The organism is Mesoaciditoga sp., from assembly GCF_054006115.1.
Genome location: NZ_JBPNHS010000009.1, coordinates 1 through 16,146, shown reverse-complemented (window position 1 = coordinate 16,146; position 16,146 = coordinate 1). Strand labels below are relative to the sequence as shown.

At 39.1% G+C, this 16,146-nt stretch carries 12 protein-coding genes and 1 tRNA gene; 8 read left to right on the top strand and 5 right to left on the bottom strand.

The window, feature by feature from the left end:
• The first annotated feature begins 3 nt into the window (after positions 1 to 3).
• Genes ACXJIN_RS01345 through ACXJIN_RS01320 form a run of 6 tightly spaced genes read left to right on the top strand, consistent with a single transcriptional unit; the run spans position 4 to position 9,071 of the window.
• Positions 4 to 2,307 carry an endonuclease MutS2 gene (locus tag ACXJIN_RS01345; RefSeq protein WP_456398889.1) on the top strand — a complete coding sequence of 768 codons (2,304 nt, stop codon included), beginning with the start codon at positions 4 to 6 and terminating at the stop codon, positions 2,305 to 2,307.
• Positions 2,308 to 2,312: 5 nt separating this feature from the next.
• Positions 2,313 to 4,331: a pilus assembly protein PilM gene (gene pilM / locus ACXJIN_RS01340; protein ID WP_456398888.1), complete on the top strand. Its 2,019-nt coding sequence runs from the start codon at positions 2,313 to 2,315 to the stop codon at positions 4,329 to 4,331.
• Complete coding sequence (locus ACXJIN_RS01335; protein ID WP_456398886.1) at positions 4,328 to 5,623, top strand: ArsB/NhaD family transporter; 1,296 nt, start codon at positions 4,328 to 4,330, stop codon at positions 5,621 to 5,623. Before pilM ends, ACXJIN_RS01335 begins: the two co-directional genes overlap by 4 nt.
• The gene (locus ACXJIN_RS01330; protein WP_456398884.1) at positions 5,610 to 6,038 is read left to right on the top strand and encodes a GIY-YIG nuclease family protein; all 429 of its coding nucleotides are present in this window, start codon (positions 5,610 to 5,612) and stop codon (positions 6,036 to 6,038) included. Before ACXJIN_RS01335 ends, ACXJIN_RS01330 begins: the two co-directional genes overlap by 14 nt.
• Positions 6,010 to 8,019: a CBS domain-containing protein gene (locus ACXJIN_RS01325; protein WP_456398882.1), complete on the top strand. Its 2,010-nt coding sequence runs from the start codon at positions 6,010 to 6,012 to the stop codon at positions 8,017 to 8,019. Before ACXJIN_RS01330 ends, ACXJIN_RS01325 begins: the two co-directional genes overlap by 29 nt.
• Positions 8,016 to 9,071, top strand: a complete 1,056-nt coding sequence (locus tag ACXJIN_RS01320) for a lysylphosphatidylglycerol synthase transmembrane domain-containing protein (protein WP_456398881.1) — start codon at positions 8,016 to 8,018, stop codon at positions 9,069 to 9,071. Before ACXJIN_RS01325 ends, ACXJIN_RS01320 begins: the two co-directional genes overlap by 4 nt.
• A gap of 48 nt (positions 9,072 to 9,119) precedes the next feature.
• Here the strand turns inward: ACXJIN_RS01320 and ACXJIN_RS01315 are convergent.
• A tRNA-Gln gene (locus tag ACXJIN_RS01315) sits at positions 9,120 to 9,193 on the bottom strand.
• 44 nt (positions 9,194 to 9,237) lie between these two features.
• Between ACXJIN_RS01315 and ACXJIN_RS01310 the strand changes: the two genes are divergently transcribed.
• On the top strand, positions 9,238 to 10,029 hold the full coding sequence (locus tag ACXJIN_RS01310) for a hypothetical protein (RefSeq protein ID WP_456398879.1): 792 nt from the start codon (positions 9,238 to 9,240) through the stop codon (positions 10,027 to 10,029).
• Positions 10,001 to 11,134, top strand: coding sequence for a radical SAM family heme chaperone HemW (gene hemW / locus ACXJIN_RS01305; protein WP_456398878.1), 1,134 nt, complete (start codon positions 10,001 to 10,003; stop codon positions 11,132 to 11,134). The genes ACXJIN_RS01310 and hemW overlap by 29 nt, the downstream gene beginning before the upstream one ends.
• A gap of 53 nt (positions 11,135 to 11,187) precedes the next feature.
• Here hemW and aglB read toward each other — a convergent pair whose 3' ends face one another.
• From aglB to ACXJIN_RS01285, 4 genes are read right to left on the bottom strand one after another with little or no spacing between them, the layout of a single operon-like run.
• Entirely contained in the window at positions 11,188 to 12,681 is a 1,494-nt protein-coding gene (aglB, locus tag ACXJIN_RS01300) for a cyclomaltodextrinase (protein ID WP_456398876.1), read from the bottom strand.
• Between the two features lie 3 nt (positions 12,682 to 12,684).
• On the bottom strand, positions 12,685 to 13,686 hold the full coding sequence (locus tag ACXJIN_RS01295; RefSeq protein ID WP_456398874.1) for an acyl-CoA dehydratase activase: 1,002 nt from the start codon (positions 13,684 to 13,686) through the stop codon (positions 12,685 to 12,687).
• Between the two features lie 15 nt (positions 13,687 to 13,701).
• Positions 13,702 to 14,874, bottom strand: coding sequence for an acyl-CoA dehydratase activase-related protein (locus ACXJIN_RS01290; RefSeq protein WP_456398873.1), 1,173 nt, complete (start codon positions 14,872 to 14,874; stop codon positions 13,702 to 13,704).
• Entirely contained in the window at positions 14,861 to 15,859 is a 999-nt protein-coding gene (locus tag ACXJIN_RS01285) for an acyl-CoA dehydratase activase-related protein (protein WP_456398871.1), read from the bottom strand. The genes ACXJIN_RS01290 and ACXJIN_RS01285 overlap by 14 nt, the downstream gene beginning before the upstream one ends.
• Positions 15,860 to 16,146 lie beyond the last annotated feature (287 nt).

Below are 16,146 nucleotides of genomic sequence, written 5' to 3'. Positions count from 1 at the left end.
GGCGTGAATGTAGATTACAAAACACTTCAAGAATTGGAATTTGATTCAATTCTCGAAATGGTAAGAAAAAAAGCCTTCTCCGCTTATGGGAGGGCTTACTTTACGACCTTTAAAGAGGTTGAAGACGTCCAAGACACGTTTGACAAGGTTGAAGACGTGCTTGAAAGAATCGATGAAATCTCAGATGTATTTTACAACGTTGAGGACGTGAGAAAGCACCTTGAATTGGCAAAAACCGGAAGAATACTCGATCAAAAAGAACTGCACGACTTTTTTGAGCTTTTCAAGGTATCTAAAAGATTGTCCCAATTGCTTTCTCAAAGTAAATTAAACGAGCTTTCAATGAAACTAATCCCGCCTGAAGGGTTTATCACAATGTTTGAAAAAACATTCACCAGTGATGGAAAGTTGAAAGACAATGCCAGTGCCCAGCTTTTGAAAATTCGAAGGAAAATCAAAAGCTTGGAAAGGCAGCTCAATGAAAAAACCAAGAGCCTACTTTTTGAAGGTGTAAACAAAGGATACGTTTCTGAAGCATTGGTAGTTCAACGCCACGAAAGGTATGTTTTACCAGTAAAAGCTTCAAAAAGAGGAATGGTTAAGGGAATTGTACACGCCCAATCTTCAACACTTTCTACTTATTACGTTGAACCAGAAGAACTAATAGGATTAAACGACTCTCTGATATTGGCGCGTTCTCAAGAAAGAGTGGAAATTTCCAGAATACTTTCCAGCATGACGAAATTTCTGATGGAAAAGTACAATTCACTCAAATCTCTTACGGAGACTTTGGAACTATTTGATGCCCTGTGTGCAAGGGCTAGGTACGCGCGTGAAAACGATTGTGTAATCCCAAAATTGAGAACCGATGGAAAGATAAAAATAGTCAACGGTAGGAACCCACTTATTTCTCCACAAAAAGTTGTGGCGATAAACTTTGAAATGGATGAAAAAACCAAAGCCGTTGTGATAAGCGGTCCAAATACAGGTGGAAAAACGGCCACACTTAAAACCGTCGGTACTTTTGCCCTCATGACGTTGATGGGGATACCAATTCCAAGTGGAGTTGGAACTGAAATGACGGTATTCAAATCCGTATTTTCGGATATAGGAGACGATCAATCAATAAAAAACGAGCTCAGTACTTTTTCAGCTAAAGTTAAAAGAGAAGACGAAATATGTAAACAAGCCAATGAAAAAACTCTAGTGTTGATAGATGAAATGGGTGACGGAACGGAGCCAACGGAAGGAGTGGCTTTTGCCAAAAGTGTTTTGGAATTGCTTTTAAGAAAAAATGCCCGTGTTTTGGTAACAACTCACCTTCCAGAATTGAAAACATTCGCCTTACAAGACGAAAGGGTGAAAAACGCCTCTGTAGGTTTTGATTTGAACACCTTAACTCCTACCTACAAAATTCACATGGACATGCCCGGCAAAAGTCACGCCTTAGAAATAATAAAAAAGATGAAAGTTTCAAATGAATTGGTAGAAGCTTTCGAAAAAAACAGAAAAGGTGAACTATCGAAGGTGGATTTGCTGATTGAAAAGATCCAGAATATGATTCAAGAGTACGAAAACAAAAATGAAAAGTTGTTGGAAAAAGAAAGAATGCTAAAAGCAAAAGAAGAAAAAATTAACGAAAAGATAGAAGTTTTGAAAGAAAAGCGAATTGAAGAACTCGATGAAAAACTCCAATCTATATCTCGAAATATAACGGAAACGTCGAAAGAGATAGAAAAAGCCATTCACCTTTTAAAAAGATCAAGGAATACGGAAGAATTGCGCCAGCAAAATAAAAGGTTGATCGAACTAAAAAAGAAAATAAAGGAACTGACGAGTGTAAAAAGCGAAAATGATTCACATTTGGAAGAAATAAAAGTGGGTTCGTACGTGAAAATTCGTGGAACTAATGTAAAAGGCACCGTTATCAAGATAAACGGAGAAAAGAAAAAGGCCATAGTGGAAACAGAGACGATGCAAGTAGAAGTTGAACTGAAAAATGTTGAATTGTCATTGGAAGCGCCTTTGAAAGAAAGCAATAAAAAGGAGTACTTTTACGAAACCTACGAGAATTTCTCAAGAGAGATAGATCTCAGAGGAATGACAGTCGAAGACGCTTTGCCAATTGTGGAAGAGTTTTCAGATCGTGTGTTAAAATTTAGAACGATTGGCTACATAATTCACGGAAAAGGAACTGGCAGATTGGCAAATGGAATATGGGAATTTTTAAGAATGAAGAAAGTACCTTTTAGAATTGGAAAAAAAGAAGAAGGCGGTACGGGAGTTACCGTTATAGGTGGTGAATAAAACTTATGCTTTTTGCGCTTGACATAGGAACTAGAACTGTCATTGGAATTGTGGCTCAGGAAACAGAAAAGGGAATCGAAATACTCGACTTTGAAGTTGTTGAACATGAAGAAAGGGCCATGCTTGACGGACAGATAAACGACGTTCCAAAAGTGGCCAAAGCCGTTCAACGCGTGAGAAAAACGTTAGAAGAAAGGAATCAAACGGAATTTTCAACTGTTTCTACCGCCGTTGCCGGAAGGTTTCTTAAAACGGTTGTTGGAAGCGCTTCTAAAAGTATTCCTCCTTCAAAGATAGACGAAGATTTCGTAAGAAACCTCGAATTCGATGCCATTTCAGATGCGGTAAGAAAAAACGGACATTCAAAGGATTATTGCGTTGGCTACTCTGTTTTGGAATACCTCGTTGACGGCGAGAGAGTGAGAAATCTCGTTGGACAGTATGGAGAAGAGTCCAGTGTAAGTTTAATAGCGGCTTTTTTGCCACAGCGAGTGGTTGAAGCGCTTTTTTCAGTTGTGGAAAAGGCGAATCTATCACTGAATTTTTTGACACTTGAACCTATGGCCGCGATGAATCTCGTAGTTCCTCCGGATTTACGAAGATTAAACATAGCCTTGATAGATGTGGGAGCCGGCACGTCAGATATAGCGATAAGCAAAGATGGAACAATAATGGCTTACGGTATGATCCCAATGGCAGGGGACGAAATAACGGATAAAATTTGCGATAAATACCTTCTTTCCTTTGAAGACGGTGAAAGAGTTAAACGTTCCATTGCCAGTGGGAACATTCCAAACGTCAACAACATTCTCGGAATGCCGGTGAACATATCGCTTAACGATCTTATGGAAGTTATAACACCAGTTATAGATAACATAACCGACGAAATAGCCAAGGCAATTTTCGATTTGAATGGAGCTACTCCCGCCGCCGTCGTTATTGTTGGCGGAGGAGCCAAGGTGCCGCTGTTTGCCGAAAGCGTGGCAAATAAGCTCTCACTTCCCGTGGAAAGAGTCGCTTTGAGGGGAATTGAAAACATCTCTTACGTCGTGGACAAGACCGGAAACGTCGTTGGAAGCGAATTCGTTACGCCCGTTGGAATTGCTTACTCTGCAAGGAACGACATTTCAAAGATATTCAAAAAAGTTACGATCAACTCCAAAGTCATTCAACTTATGAACCTTACCGGGCAAGAGGACATCTTTCAAGCCTTAATGCAGGCCGGATTCGACGTGAAAGAAATGATTGGAAAACCCTCTGCGGGCATTACATACGAAGTGAACGGAAAAGTTGTGGTCAAAAGTGGTAACATGCCGGAGCCTGAAGTTACAATAAACGGAAAAGCCGCTTCTCTCCATTCCAAATTAAACGATGGAGATGTAGTGGAAATAACGCCACACGATGGCAAAGAAGTGGTTGTTAAAATAAAAGACGTGGTTAAACCTTTGAAATTTTACATATCTGAGAAAGAGTACGAAGTTTTTCCAAAAGTAAAGAAAAATGGTCACGATGCTTCACCAGAAGATGAGATTGAAGATGGAGACATGATAGAATACGAAAATTACATCTCTTTAGACGAAGCCATGCACGTCCTTGAAAGGAATTGCCGTGTAATTGTTAATGGAAAGGAACACGAAATAAGGAATTTTGAAATGATAGACGAAAGTGGAAAGCCTTTAGAGAAAATAGAAGATGGCCAACGTGTAAGTTTACGCGCTAAAAACGTGACTGTTGGCGAAATAGTAAAGAATTTGAAAATAGGGAAGATCGCGGTTGATTTGAATTCAAAGAAGATTGAACTTGAATCGCCAATGAAAACCACGTTGAATGGAAAAATCGTTTCCGAAGACGAAGAAATGAAATGTGGAGATGAAATAAAGGTGGTGACGATGGCTTTAAAGATATCGGATCTTTTTGAGCACCTTCATTTTAACCCAAATGGCCTCAAGATAATGTTGAATGGATCTCAAGCAAAATTGGAGGACGTTCTGAAAGATGGTGACAGCGTAGAGGTAAAGATATGAACATTTCCGGCGTAGCCGCCCTTGTAATATTTTCAATATCTTACTTTTTCATAGCCACCGAGAAGGTTAATAAAACTATCGTGGCTATTTTGGGAGCCACAACGATGATCTTCTTTGGGCTCTTTGAAGAAACTGAAAAAGTCTGGGCGACTTACATAGATTTCAATACCATATTTTTGTTGCTGGGCATGATGACTTTTGTGAGCGTTTTAGAAGAGAGTGGCCTTTTTCAATACATAGGAATAAAAGTTGCACAACACTCGGGAGCGTCCTCTAAAAAGCTTTTTATTATGTTAACTCTTTTTGTCGCCATAATGTCAGGCTTTTTAGACAACGTGACAACAATACTCGTGGCCATGCCACTGACCTTTGCCATTACAGAGCCCCTTCAGATGGATCCAATTCCATTCGTTATAGGTGAGATCTTCGCTTCGAATATTGGCGGCACAATGACGCTAATAGGTGATCCTCCCAATATAATGATAGGATCGGAGGCGCATCTCGATTTTGTACAATTCCTTTTGAATACAGGCCCAGTGGCCATCATCATGCTGTTCTTATCCGATCTCGCTTTGATTTTGTTTTTTAGAAACGCTTTTTCTAAAAAGATTGATAAAAAAGTAATAGACAGTCTTGATCCAAAATCTTCGATAAGTAATCCACGAGATTTCAAGCTCTCAATAGTTTTTTTCATCGCCACTGTAACCATGTTCCTCCTTCAAAGCGTGACACGTATAGAGAATTCCGCCATTGCCATGGCAGCCGGTTTTACTTCCATACTTTTTATGGAAAGAAAAAAAGTAGACTACATTTTAAAAAAAGTTGATTGGTCAACTCTAACGTTTTTTCTTGGACTTTTCGTCATGGTTGGTGCGCTCGGTGATACAGGTGTATTGAATGAATTGGCCAAGATAATGATCTTACTTTCCCGTAATTCTTACGTTCTCATGGAGGCGATCATAATTTCTTTTTCAGCTGTTCTCTCTTCAATTATAGATAACGTTCCATTGACCGCCACTTTGATACCCGTGATAAAATCCATGCGTTCTCTGGATCCAAAAATTTACGCCAATTTAAATCCATTATGGTGGTCGTTGAGCTTGGGGGCATGTCTTGGTGGAAACGGTACTGTAGTTGGAGCTTCAGCCAACGTTGTCGCCCTTGCACTTTTAAAGCGTTCGTACAAAAAGGAAATAAGCTTCGCAAAGTTCTTGAAGTACGGCGTGGTTGTACTCGGCCTAAGCATTGTCATTTCCACACTTTACGTCTTTGTGAGATATGGAAAAGGATAAGGGAACTTATATTTTAATCGTTGAAATTTCAAAGCCAATTAAAGTAAAAGTTGGATCACTCGGTTCAATTGATTTCAAGAAAGGAATTTACGCTTACATAGGATCGGCAATGAATTCTTTGAGCAAAAGGATAGAAAGACACGTCAAAAAACAAAAAAAGATCCATTGGCATCTGGATTATCTTACCTCTTTACCGGAAGTTGAAGTGAAAAAAGTGTACGTTTTTTTCAACAAAAGAATAGAAGAAAAGCTTTCGATGGACTTTGCAAAAAAGTACAAGGGTGTTAAAAGGTTTGGAGCTTCGGATATGAAAAAGGTAAGTTCCAATTTTTACGTTGTGGACGACAAAGTTGAAAAATTCATTGTATCTTTAGGCGGTGTGAATTTTGAAGAAACTTTTTCCAGCCACGATTGATGGCTTAGGCAGTGGTATCGCTTACAAAAGACTTAATCCTAGCGCTTCAATTTTCTTAGTTGGTGAAGCAAATCGTTTGTTGAAAAGTTTTCCTCAATTCAAAGAAACGAAAATTATTAAAGAAGGAATGCCCACTACATTTAAATGCAAAAGTCTTTCATGTACCTCAACTTTTGTACTTGAAATGAAAAGAAAGAAGATCATTCCCAATTACGAAGACGCACGCCTTTTTACATGGGCCATTTATTTGGCAACAAAAGCTTTTACGGATTTAAAAACGTCATTGTTAGATTTGGAAGCTTTCTATTTTTGCGCGGAACACGGCGGAAGTTTAGAGGGAATATCAGTTCAAATATCCACAACGAAGAATTCAAGATTGGCAAATGAAATCATGACAAGGCCGGTTAAAAGCGTTAAGTTAAGCGAAAATGTTTCTGAAATCATGGAAATCATAAGGCGTACGGGTTTCAGTGGATTTCCGGTAACAGATAAAAATGGAAAATGCGTGGGAGTGGTAACAAAAAAAGATGTTGAAAGGGCCTTGAAAGCTGGCATTGAAGATTTGCAACTTGTGATGAGCATTCCACCGGTGATGGTGAAAGAAAATTCTACTTTGGATGAAATAGGCGAGCTGATGGCAAGTCACGACGTTGGAAGGATAATCGTTGTGAATGAAAAAACGCAACCCGTGGGCATAGTAACGCGTAGAGATCTCGTTAGAGCCGTTGTTTCCCTCGGCGAGAAAAGCGAGTTAACGTTTGATGTTTCTGAAGAAATGAAGGAAAAGATTTCTCCTTTTCTTTTTTCTTTACTTGAAGAAATAGGGCAATTTGCCAATAAAAGAAATGAAAAGGCTTACAGTGTGGGAGGATTCGTCAGGGACTTTCTGATGGGAAAAGAGAGCTTGGATGTTGATATTGTCGTAGAAGGAAACGGAATCGAATTTGTAAGGGAATTTGCGAAGCAAAAAAAAGTGCGTCTGCGCTTGCACGATGAATTCAAGACTGCCACCCTTTTTGTAGACGGAATATCTTTGGATGTGGCAACGGCAAGAACAGAGTACTACGAAAACCCAGGGGCTTTGCCAAAAGTTGAATCCTCTAATTTGAGAAAGGATCTTTACAGAAGAGATTTCACGATAAATGCGATGGCCATTGCGCTAAATCCAAATGACTTTGGTACCCTCATAGACTTTTTTGGTGGAAGAAAGGATCTAAAAAACAAAAAAATAAGAGTACTGCACAGCATGAGTTTTATAGAAGATCCAACTAGAATATTAAGAGCCTTAAGGTACGCAGCACGCTTTGGATACACTTTGGAAGAAAAAACGGATTTACTTTTGAAGGACGCAGTCAAAAAGAAATATCTTAACGTTCTAAGCGAAAAAAGGATAAGAAATGAATTGGAAAAAAGTCTAAACGTCGCCTTTCCAGAAAAAATCTTTGAAAAATTCCAAAAATACGGAATATTTGACATTTTTCCATGTAAAAGAAAGGTGGATTTCCACAGATATTTCGAAATTGTGAGAAAAATGGAAGAAAATTTAAACACATTTTATTCTATAATTTTGCTCCTGTTGAAACCGTGCAAAAGGAAAGTTTTAGAGGAGATTTTTGAAAAATACGGAATTCCAAAGAAATTTTTGGATGTCTTTGAAAAGCTTTACAGTTCAAACTTATTAAAAGAAATAGAAAAATCCGATCGCCCTTCCTCCATCTTTTTCGCGCTGGAAAAGGTTCAAAAAGAGGCTTTACCTATCCTTGCCTATGAAAGTGAAAAGGTAAGAGAAAAAGTTTTTCTATTCCTGAAAAAGTACAAAGAAAGCAAATTGGAAAAAGTGAATGGAGACATTTTAAAAAGTTACGGTTTCAAAGGGAGGGCTGTTGGAGAGGCTATAAAAGAAATTTTAAGGCTAAAATTAGATGAAAACATCGATGAACTTGAAGCTCTGAAAAAAATATTAAAAGGTGATAGAAATTGAAGAAATTTGTCGTGTACATAGTTTCCGTGGTGATTGTCTCAGCCATAACAATTTATCTGTTGAACTCCTTTGGAGGAGGAATAGATTGGCAAAAGATATACCAATTTTTCTTTCATGAATGTTGGGGAACGATAGGATTGCTCTCCCTGTTGGGGTCGTGGGCAGCAGATGCGGGAGTCATCTATTTCTTAACAAAGAAAGGATCAAAAGAGCACTTCAGCTTTTTTAAATCATTTAAAACAACTATCATAGGAGCTTTTTTCGGAATGATAACGCCTTCTTATTCTGGAGGGCAGCCCATGCAGCTCGTTTATATGGGAAAATCAGGGATATCAGTTGGTGTTTCCACATCGGTAATGGTTTTAAGGTTCATCGTCAAACAAAGCGCGCTTGAAGTCATGGCCATAATAGGTCTTCCAATAGCTTTGCATCTCATGCATAAAGTTCCCGCCGTTGTTTCGCTGGCATTTATAGGGTTTGGCATTTCAACCGCCATGATCGTATTTTTAATAACCCTTAGCTTAAGCAAAAGAGTGTACAACAAAATATTTGCCCTCTTTAAATGGGTAGTGTCTTTATTCAGATTCAGTAAAAAATTAAGGCCTAAAATAGACACTTTACTGGAAAAAGTCGACAATGAAATAGTTCAATACGCCCAGAGTGCCAAAATTTTGAGCAAAGATCCTGTTCTTTTACTATCCACCTTTTCTTTAGGATTATTGTCAAACTTTTTGGACTTTGTGACGGTTTACAGTGCGATAGTCTCGTTAGGCGTGTTAAAAAATACACTCTCTTCTCTATTAGATGTTATCTCCGTTCAATCACTTGCAACGATGATCATATATTTTTCTCCAACTCCGGGCGCTTCCGGAGTCGCGGAGGGAGGCTTTTATCTTTTCTTTTCTCCAATTGTTCCTCGCCAGTATTTGGGAACCGTTACCCTTGAATGGAGAACTCTAACTTATTTCATACCATTAGCAATTGGATTTATAGTGGTCTTTTTTGAGTCCCTGAATCATATGAAAGGCAATAAGAAGAAAGAAGGAACCTGAAAAAGTGCTATAATTCAAAAAGAAGAAGCCAAGTCTACGCTTGGCTTCTGGCTGGGAGAGGAGGATTCGAACCTCCATTAGCGAATCCAGAGTCCGCCGTCCTGCCGTTAGACGATCTCCCAGAGCTCTAAAATATTACCATTTCGAAAGGGGGTTTGTCAATATCTTGAAAAAGTTAATTGTGCTTTTTATCGTTCTTTCCTTGGTAACCACGTTTACACTGGCTTCAACTCATTTTTTGCTTAACAACTTAGATTGGTCTTCAACATATTCCCAAAAGTGGGGAAATGTGTATTTCATGGCGATAATAGGAACTTCCGGATTTGGCGTGGCGGGGGGATACATAAGTGAAACACCTATAAGAGAAAAAATTGGTTTTTTAAATCCAATTGTTGGAAAGAGTACATACGCTATAGCGCTGGGAATGAATTTGTTAAAAAACGTTCCAGCCGCTTACTTCAAATACGAGCTTACCCACACAGTCGCTCCTTTCATGTACAACATAAAATTCGTTGCTGGAAATTACGGTTTGCCGAATTTTGGAATTGCGTTCAATGGTAAAGCTTACTTAACACTTTTGGACTTTTCGCTTTACGCAAGGGAACACTCAAAGCTTGTCTTTCAAACTCAGATGGAAAACTTCGGTTTGTTAGACGCTTCATTCAGAAAGGTGAAAAGTTCGTTTTTATTCACAGATGAATTGGGAGATCCAGTTATCTTTTCATCCGTGGGATTACCAGTGAATTTTGCCTCTTTAGACTTAGGAATTGGTTACAATGACAAAATTGGTATAGATTTTGGACTTTCTTCGGTCAAAAACGACATGAATGGAGGATGGATGATAAGATACATGAAAAACGCGTTGGGCTCGACATTTTTACTGAACTTCCATCAAGAAAACACCGAAATCACTTTTGGATACAACAGGGGTGCTGTGTACGTCTCACTTGAAAGATGAAATTTCGATTTATGTTCATGTACCGTTCTGTTCTAGAAAGTGCATATATTGCGATTTTGCCTCCACAACCCATACAGAGTTGATGAAAGATTACTTTGAAAATTTAGAAAAGGAAATAGATCTTTACGTTGGTGAACTACGCGGAAAGCACGTTAAAACCATTTATTTTGGTGGCGGAACTCCAAGTCATGTGCCAATAAAGTACATCGAAAGAATTATAGAAAAGCTTGCCAGTTACCTTTTCTTGAGTGTCGAAGAAGCCACCTTTGAGTTCAATCCAGAAGATGTGAAGCGCGAATTGGTAAAGGAACTTTTTGAAATAGGAATAAATCGCGCCAGTATTGGATTACAAACATCTTCAAATGACATATTGAAGGTACTTGGAAGGCCATACACATTCGACGAATTCAGAAGATCTTATTCCATATTGCGTGAAAGCTTTGAAAACGTCAACGTTGATCTCATGTACTCTCTTCCCTTTGAAAAGGTTGAGGATGTTGAACAAGACTTAAAAGTAATCGAAGAGTTGAATCCTCCTCATGTTTCTTTTTACGAGTTGGAAATTCACGAAGAAGTTCCCCTTTATTCCATGATGAAGTCAGGGCAGATTCACCTTCCAAGCGAAGATGAATCTGAGGTTATGTACGATACGATAGCGCAAAAGATGGAAAGAATAGGATATAAAAGATACGAAATCAGCTCATGGACAAAAGATAAACCATGTCGACATAATTTGAAATACTGGGAAAACGAAGATTACGTGGGATTTGGTTTATCTGCTGGAAGCCATCTTTCACACAAGCGTTGGGTGAATACCACAGAGATAAACGATTATATTTTAAAAGTGAGAAAAGGGGAAAGACCAACCGTTTACGAATCAAACAACAGCGATTTTGAGGAAGCTCGTGAAACCCTCTTTATGGGCTTAAGGCTTTCAGATGGTGTTGACATAGAAAAAATGAAAAGGGAATTTGGAGAAAATTTCGAGAAAGCATTTTCAAGAATAAAAAAGTTCTGCGGGGAGATTTTGGAATGCTCTCCCCGCCTTAAGCTTACAAAATTAGGAATGAAATTCTCAGCTATGGTTTTAAGAGAACTTGCATGATTGCTTAAAATATAAAAATAACTTTGTAAAAGCATGAGCAAGGAAAAAAAGCGTTAAAAGAAATTACCGTCATTCGCTTTGAGATACTTGTACATCCTGTAATTTTCAAATTTTGGGACGAGTTTTGAAATGATAAAACTTCGTGCTGGCAAAGTTACTTCCAGACTCGAAATTTTAGCTTGCACTTCCCCTTTCCCGAGGAGGTTTGAAGAAGAGGCGTGGCTTAGAAAGTAGGAAAGAGGTATTGGTATTTCTTCTTTTGCCTCTTTGAAAGAAAGATTTGCGAAAAAGAACACGGTGTCTTCAGGATTGTCCGTATATCTTGCGAATCCAATTATTCCGTGAGAATTAGAAATTGGCAAATCCAGGTAATTTCCACTTGCAAGCGATGGTTCGCTTGTTTTTAATTTCATGGCTTTTATTATGAACTTTCTGAAATCTTTGTCCCATTTTTCTTCTTCCCATACCATCGGCCTTCTGTTATCCGGATCCTCTCCACCATCCATGCCGTTTTCTTCGCCGTAATACAAAAATGGATTACCGGGGTAAGCAATTTGAAAAGCAACTGCCATCTTTCTTGATTTTTCATCTTTCAAAAGCCTTTTCAACCGTGGAGTATCGTGAGAAGAAAGCATATTCCACGAAGTGGAAAGTTTATCGATGCCAATTTCTTTTACCATTCGATCGAGCTCTGACTTCATGACAAATGGGGTGTACATGCCATTTAATCCTCCCAAAACCACGTTGGCAAAATAGTAATTCATCACACCGTCCAATTCATCGTCTTTCAGCCATACTTTGGGATAGGTGCTTATCTCTCCTACAATATAGGAATTTGGATTAACATCCTTTGCGCTTTTTCTTATCAACTTGTTTATTTCATGCCCAAGATCGTGCGCGCAATCCAATCTCCAACCGTCTATTCCGAGCTTTAGATATCTTTTCACCACGGCATTTTCGCCTGTGAAAAGCAGTTCACGCAATTTTTCATTTTCAAGGTTTAACTCGGGAAGTAATTTGACATCGTACCAACCTCTGTACTTCTTTGGCCATTCCTTAAAGTAAAAGAAATCTCTATATTCAGATTCTTCGGTATTGTAAGCTCCTTCGTTTCCGTACTTTTTTGCCCGGTTAAACCATTTACCGTCCGCCCCGACGTGGTTAAACACTCCATCTAACAAAACAGCTATTTCCCTTTTATGCGCTTCACGTATGAGCTTTTTGAGAACCTCTTCACTCCCAAATTGGGTGTCCACCACGAAGTCGTGAGTGTCGTATTTGTGATTTGTACTGGCAAGAAAAATGGGAGTCAAATACAAAACATTGACTCCCATAGATTTTACGTAGTTAAGCTCTTCTACAATTCCTTCCAAGTCACCGCCAAAAAACTCCATTCCCTTTGCCTCTTTGGAAGGTATTTCGTTCCACTCTTTTACGACCCCACCATCTCTGCGGTAGACACCTTCAGTTACCCTCTGTGAAAAATGGGGACCTCTTTTAAATCTATCTACAAAAATTTGGTAGACGACCTGCTTTTTCCAGTCCATCTTTTACTTCTTGTTGATCCGCACCTTAGATGTTATTCTGTTAGACCATCTTCCGCATCTGTCTCCCCAGTATGCGATCGTTTCACCGTTTTCTATGACCTCGTAAACTTCGCAGTTATTGGCACAGCCATCACAATAGAAAACTCTCGTATCATGCTTAAGTTCCGTAACCTTAAAGCCTTTGAAGTTCGTCTTTCTTCCAGTTATCTCTATTTCACGTTTGGCAAGCATGGCCACTCCCCACGCACCCATGATCTTGTTGTATTTTGGAACTATAACTTCATGTCCAACGGCATTTTCAAACGCTTTTACTATGCCGATGTTCTCAGAGACTCCTCCCTGGAAAACGAACTTCGGCAAGAGCTCCTTTCCACGTGCCAGGTTGTTTAAATAATTTCTTACCAAGCTTTCTGAAAGACCAGCGATTATATCTTCTGGCGTCGCACCCATCTGTTGTTTGTGAATCATATCCGATTCGGCAAAAACTGTACACCTTCCCGCTATTCTCACAGGACTTTTCGATTTTAAAGCGTACTCTCCGAATTTCTCTATTGGCACTCCAATCCTTTCAGCTTGATGATCGAGGAACGATCCAGTTCCCGCTGCACAAACCGTGTTCATGGCGAAATCCACAACGGCCCCGTTTCTTAAGAATATTATCTTGGAATCTTGTCCGCCCATTTCGAAGATCGTAGAAACGTCTGGAACTTCGTGAACGGCCGCGTAAGCGTGAGCGGATATTTCGTTCTTCACCAAATCCGCTCCAACTATAACACCTGCGAGCTGCCTTCCACTTCCAGTTGTTCCCACAGCGATAACTTCTATATCCCCATATTTTTTGGTTATATAGTCATACGCTTCGATCATTCCGTTTTTTATCGTGATTATAGGGCTTCCTTTTGTTCGTAAATAAAGTCCTTCGACGACCTCATCATTTTCGTCTATGAACACAACTTTTGTGGTAACTGAACCCACATCTATACCCAATGCCAGCTTTTTCGCCATAAGAATTACCTCCTATCACTTAGAAATAACCGTTTCTTCGCTTTCTTTATATTCAACCTTTTTATTATCATTTTTACTTATGTTTCTTCTGCTTCTTATCATATCCACGAACGCTTCCAATCGGGTTACAAATCCAGCTTCCCCGGTTTGTTCATCGAAAGAGAGACTCAAAACGGGAATATCGTAATCCTCACTCACGTTGGACAATATCTGTTTTGCCGCCGTCTCAGGCAAGCAACCAAATGGTAGCACTTGAATCACGCCATCAAATCCTTTTTTCTTGTAAAGAATGGTGTTCATTATGCTCTCTTGTCCATCTCCGCCTATGAAATAATCAAGGTAACCTTTGTTAACTTCTTCCATATGCTTAAGGTGTTGTTTTGTTTTTAATATCCTGTCAAGCGTCCAATTTGTAACCCAAAGAGATCTATCCACATCTACACCCATGTAGGCAAGCTTCTTTTCTATTTCAAGGTTGTTCGAATAATCCATGAGCATGTACGCCTCTCCAACCAAACCAATTTTCGGAAGGTCAACATCTTCATCATGCTCGATTTCATCCATCTTTTTGAGCTCCTCGTTCAATATTTTCTTTATGGCACTTATTTTATTTGGAGCGTGATGAATCTTTTCAAATGCCCTGTTAAAAGCTTTTTCCGCGCTTCCCGTTACTCTTTCGCGCGGTATAAGATGATACATCTTTCTTTCCAACTGTTCGATCGCGTACACTTTCCATCCAGCAATAACAAACGCCCTAATGCCAGTCCATGGCGCGTGCCAACCAATGAGTTTTATGAGTTTTTTAAAAAATCTTGGAATGCCCTTGTACCATGGAGGATATATACCCTCAACGTTAACCACCTCAAAATTGTGCAATCCCGTATCGTGAAGTATCTTGTAATAAAGCGGACTGTAATAACCGAATCTGCATGGTCCGTAGCTTTCAAGTGAAACTATTTTGAAGTATTTATCTGGATTTTCTTTTAAGATCTTCACGAATTGTCCAAGCAATATCTTAAAGGGAAAACACATTCCTTCTGGAGAATTCGAGACGCCTTCCTTCAACGTTTTGGTATTACTTGGATCTGGAACTACCACATCGTAACCTAAAATCTGAAAAAAGCTTTCAAAAGCCGCGTACGAGTAACCCATTCTTGGGAAGGTATATGTAACCTTACGACGAGGCAATGAGACCATCTCCTCTCTTCACGCGTATCAAGTCAACAAAAGCTTCTATTCTCGTTACCAAGCCAGCGTCGCCAGTTTGCTCATCAACAACGATATGCATCAACGGCTTACCAGTTTCTTTTGAGTAAAGGTCCAGAAGCTTTTGGTATATCGCGCTTATTCCGCAATTAAAAGAAGAAATCGTTATAACTCCATCCACATCTTTTGAGTCCATGTAATACATGCCACCTTTTGCAGCGACATTCGCCTGAAACCAAAAAAGATCTTTCACCATGTATTTAACATAATGCTTGTAAAGTTTTGGATCTAACATATCAGTTGTAACTGGGCGTATATTTGATTCTTCAAGTTTCTCTATAACATTTCCGTTCATGTAACCATCATAAACATCGTATGGAAAGCCTGCCAGTGCGACCTTGTAACGTTTTTCTTCTACTGGCTTTTTCAACAAAGCATCCAGATCTTTGATATGTTGAACCACTTCAAGAAAATTGTGTCCCTTTCTCAAGCATTCAGTTGCTTTCTTTTGAAGCGCTATCCCATCTTTCACGGCTTTTTTCACGCCTTTCTCTGAGTCACCCAATGTTTTTCCAACTTCTCCAAACGCTTCGAAGAGAGGGGCATTTCCTTGATTCATGAACATGTTTACCTTGAGAATTCTATCAGCATCTTCCCTAAAAGCGCTTTTAATGAGATCAGGCATGGCTGTAAGCTTTGGACAAGTGTATTTATACTTGTCTTCGCTCACTATTCTGGGAACGAAAACAAAATCAATATCTTTTTTGTCCAATAGATATTTCACGTGCCCATGATAAACTTTAACCGATATACATATATCATCGACAGCACTCGAAACTCCTATGTTCAATATCTCCTTGTTAGTAGGTATAGACGTAACTACATTATGTTCCAACGATGAAAAGAATCCATACCACATGGGGTAATACATATAAAAATACAAGCCTCTTGGTATTCCTATTTTCAATTTCCCAACCTCCATTGAATTCAAATACACTTCATTATTTTACCACACGGTAAAAGAAAAAGACCTTTTTGGTCTTAAAATGAAAAGAAAACGGTACCCAGTGGGTACCGTTTTATAAAAGAATGGTAACTTTACACAAGACTATATGTTCTTACTCGTAATTAATGTCCTGTTTCTGCGGCCTTATTCCAAAGATACATGAACTCAGAAACATCGTTTCCATCTATTCTTCCGTCTTTTGGTATGCCTATGTCGTATTTCGCAATCGTAGAAGATGATGGGTTCGT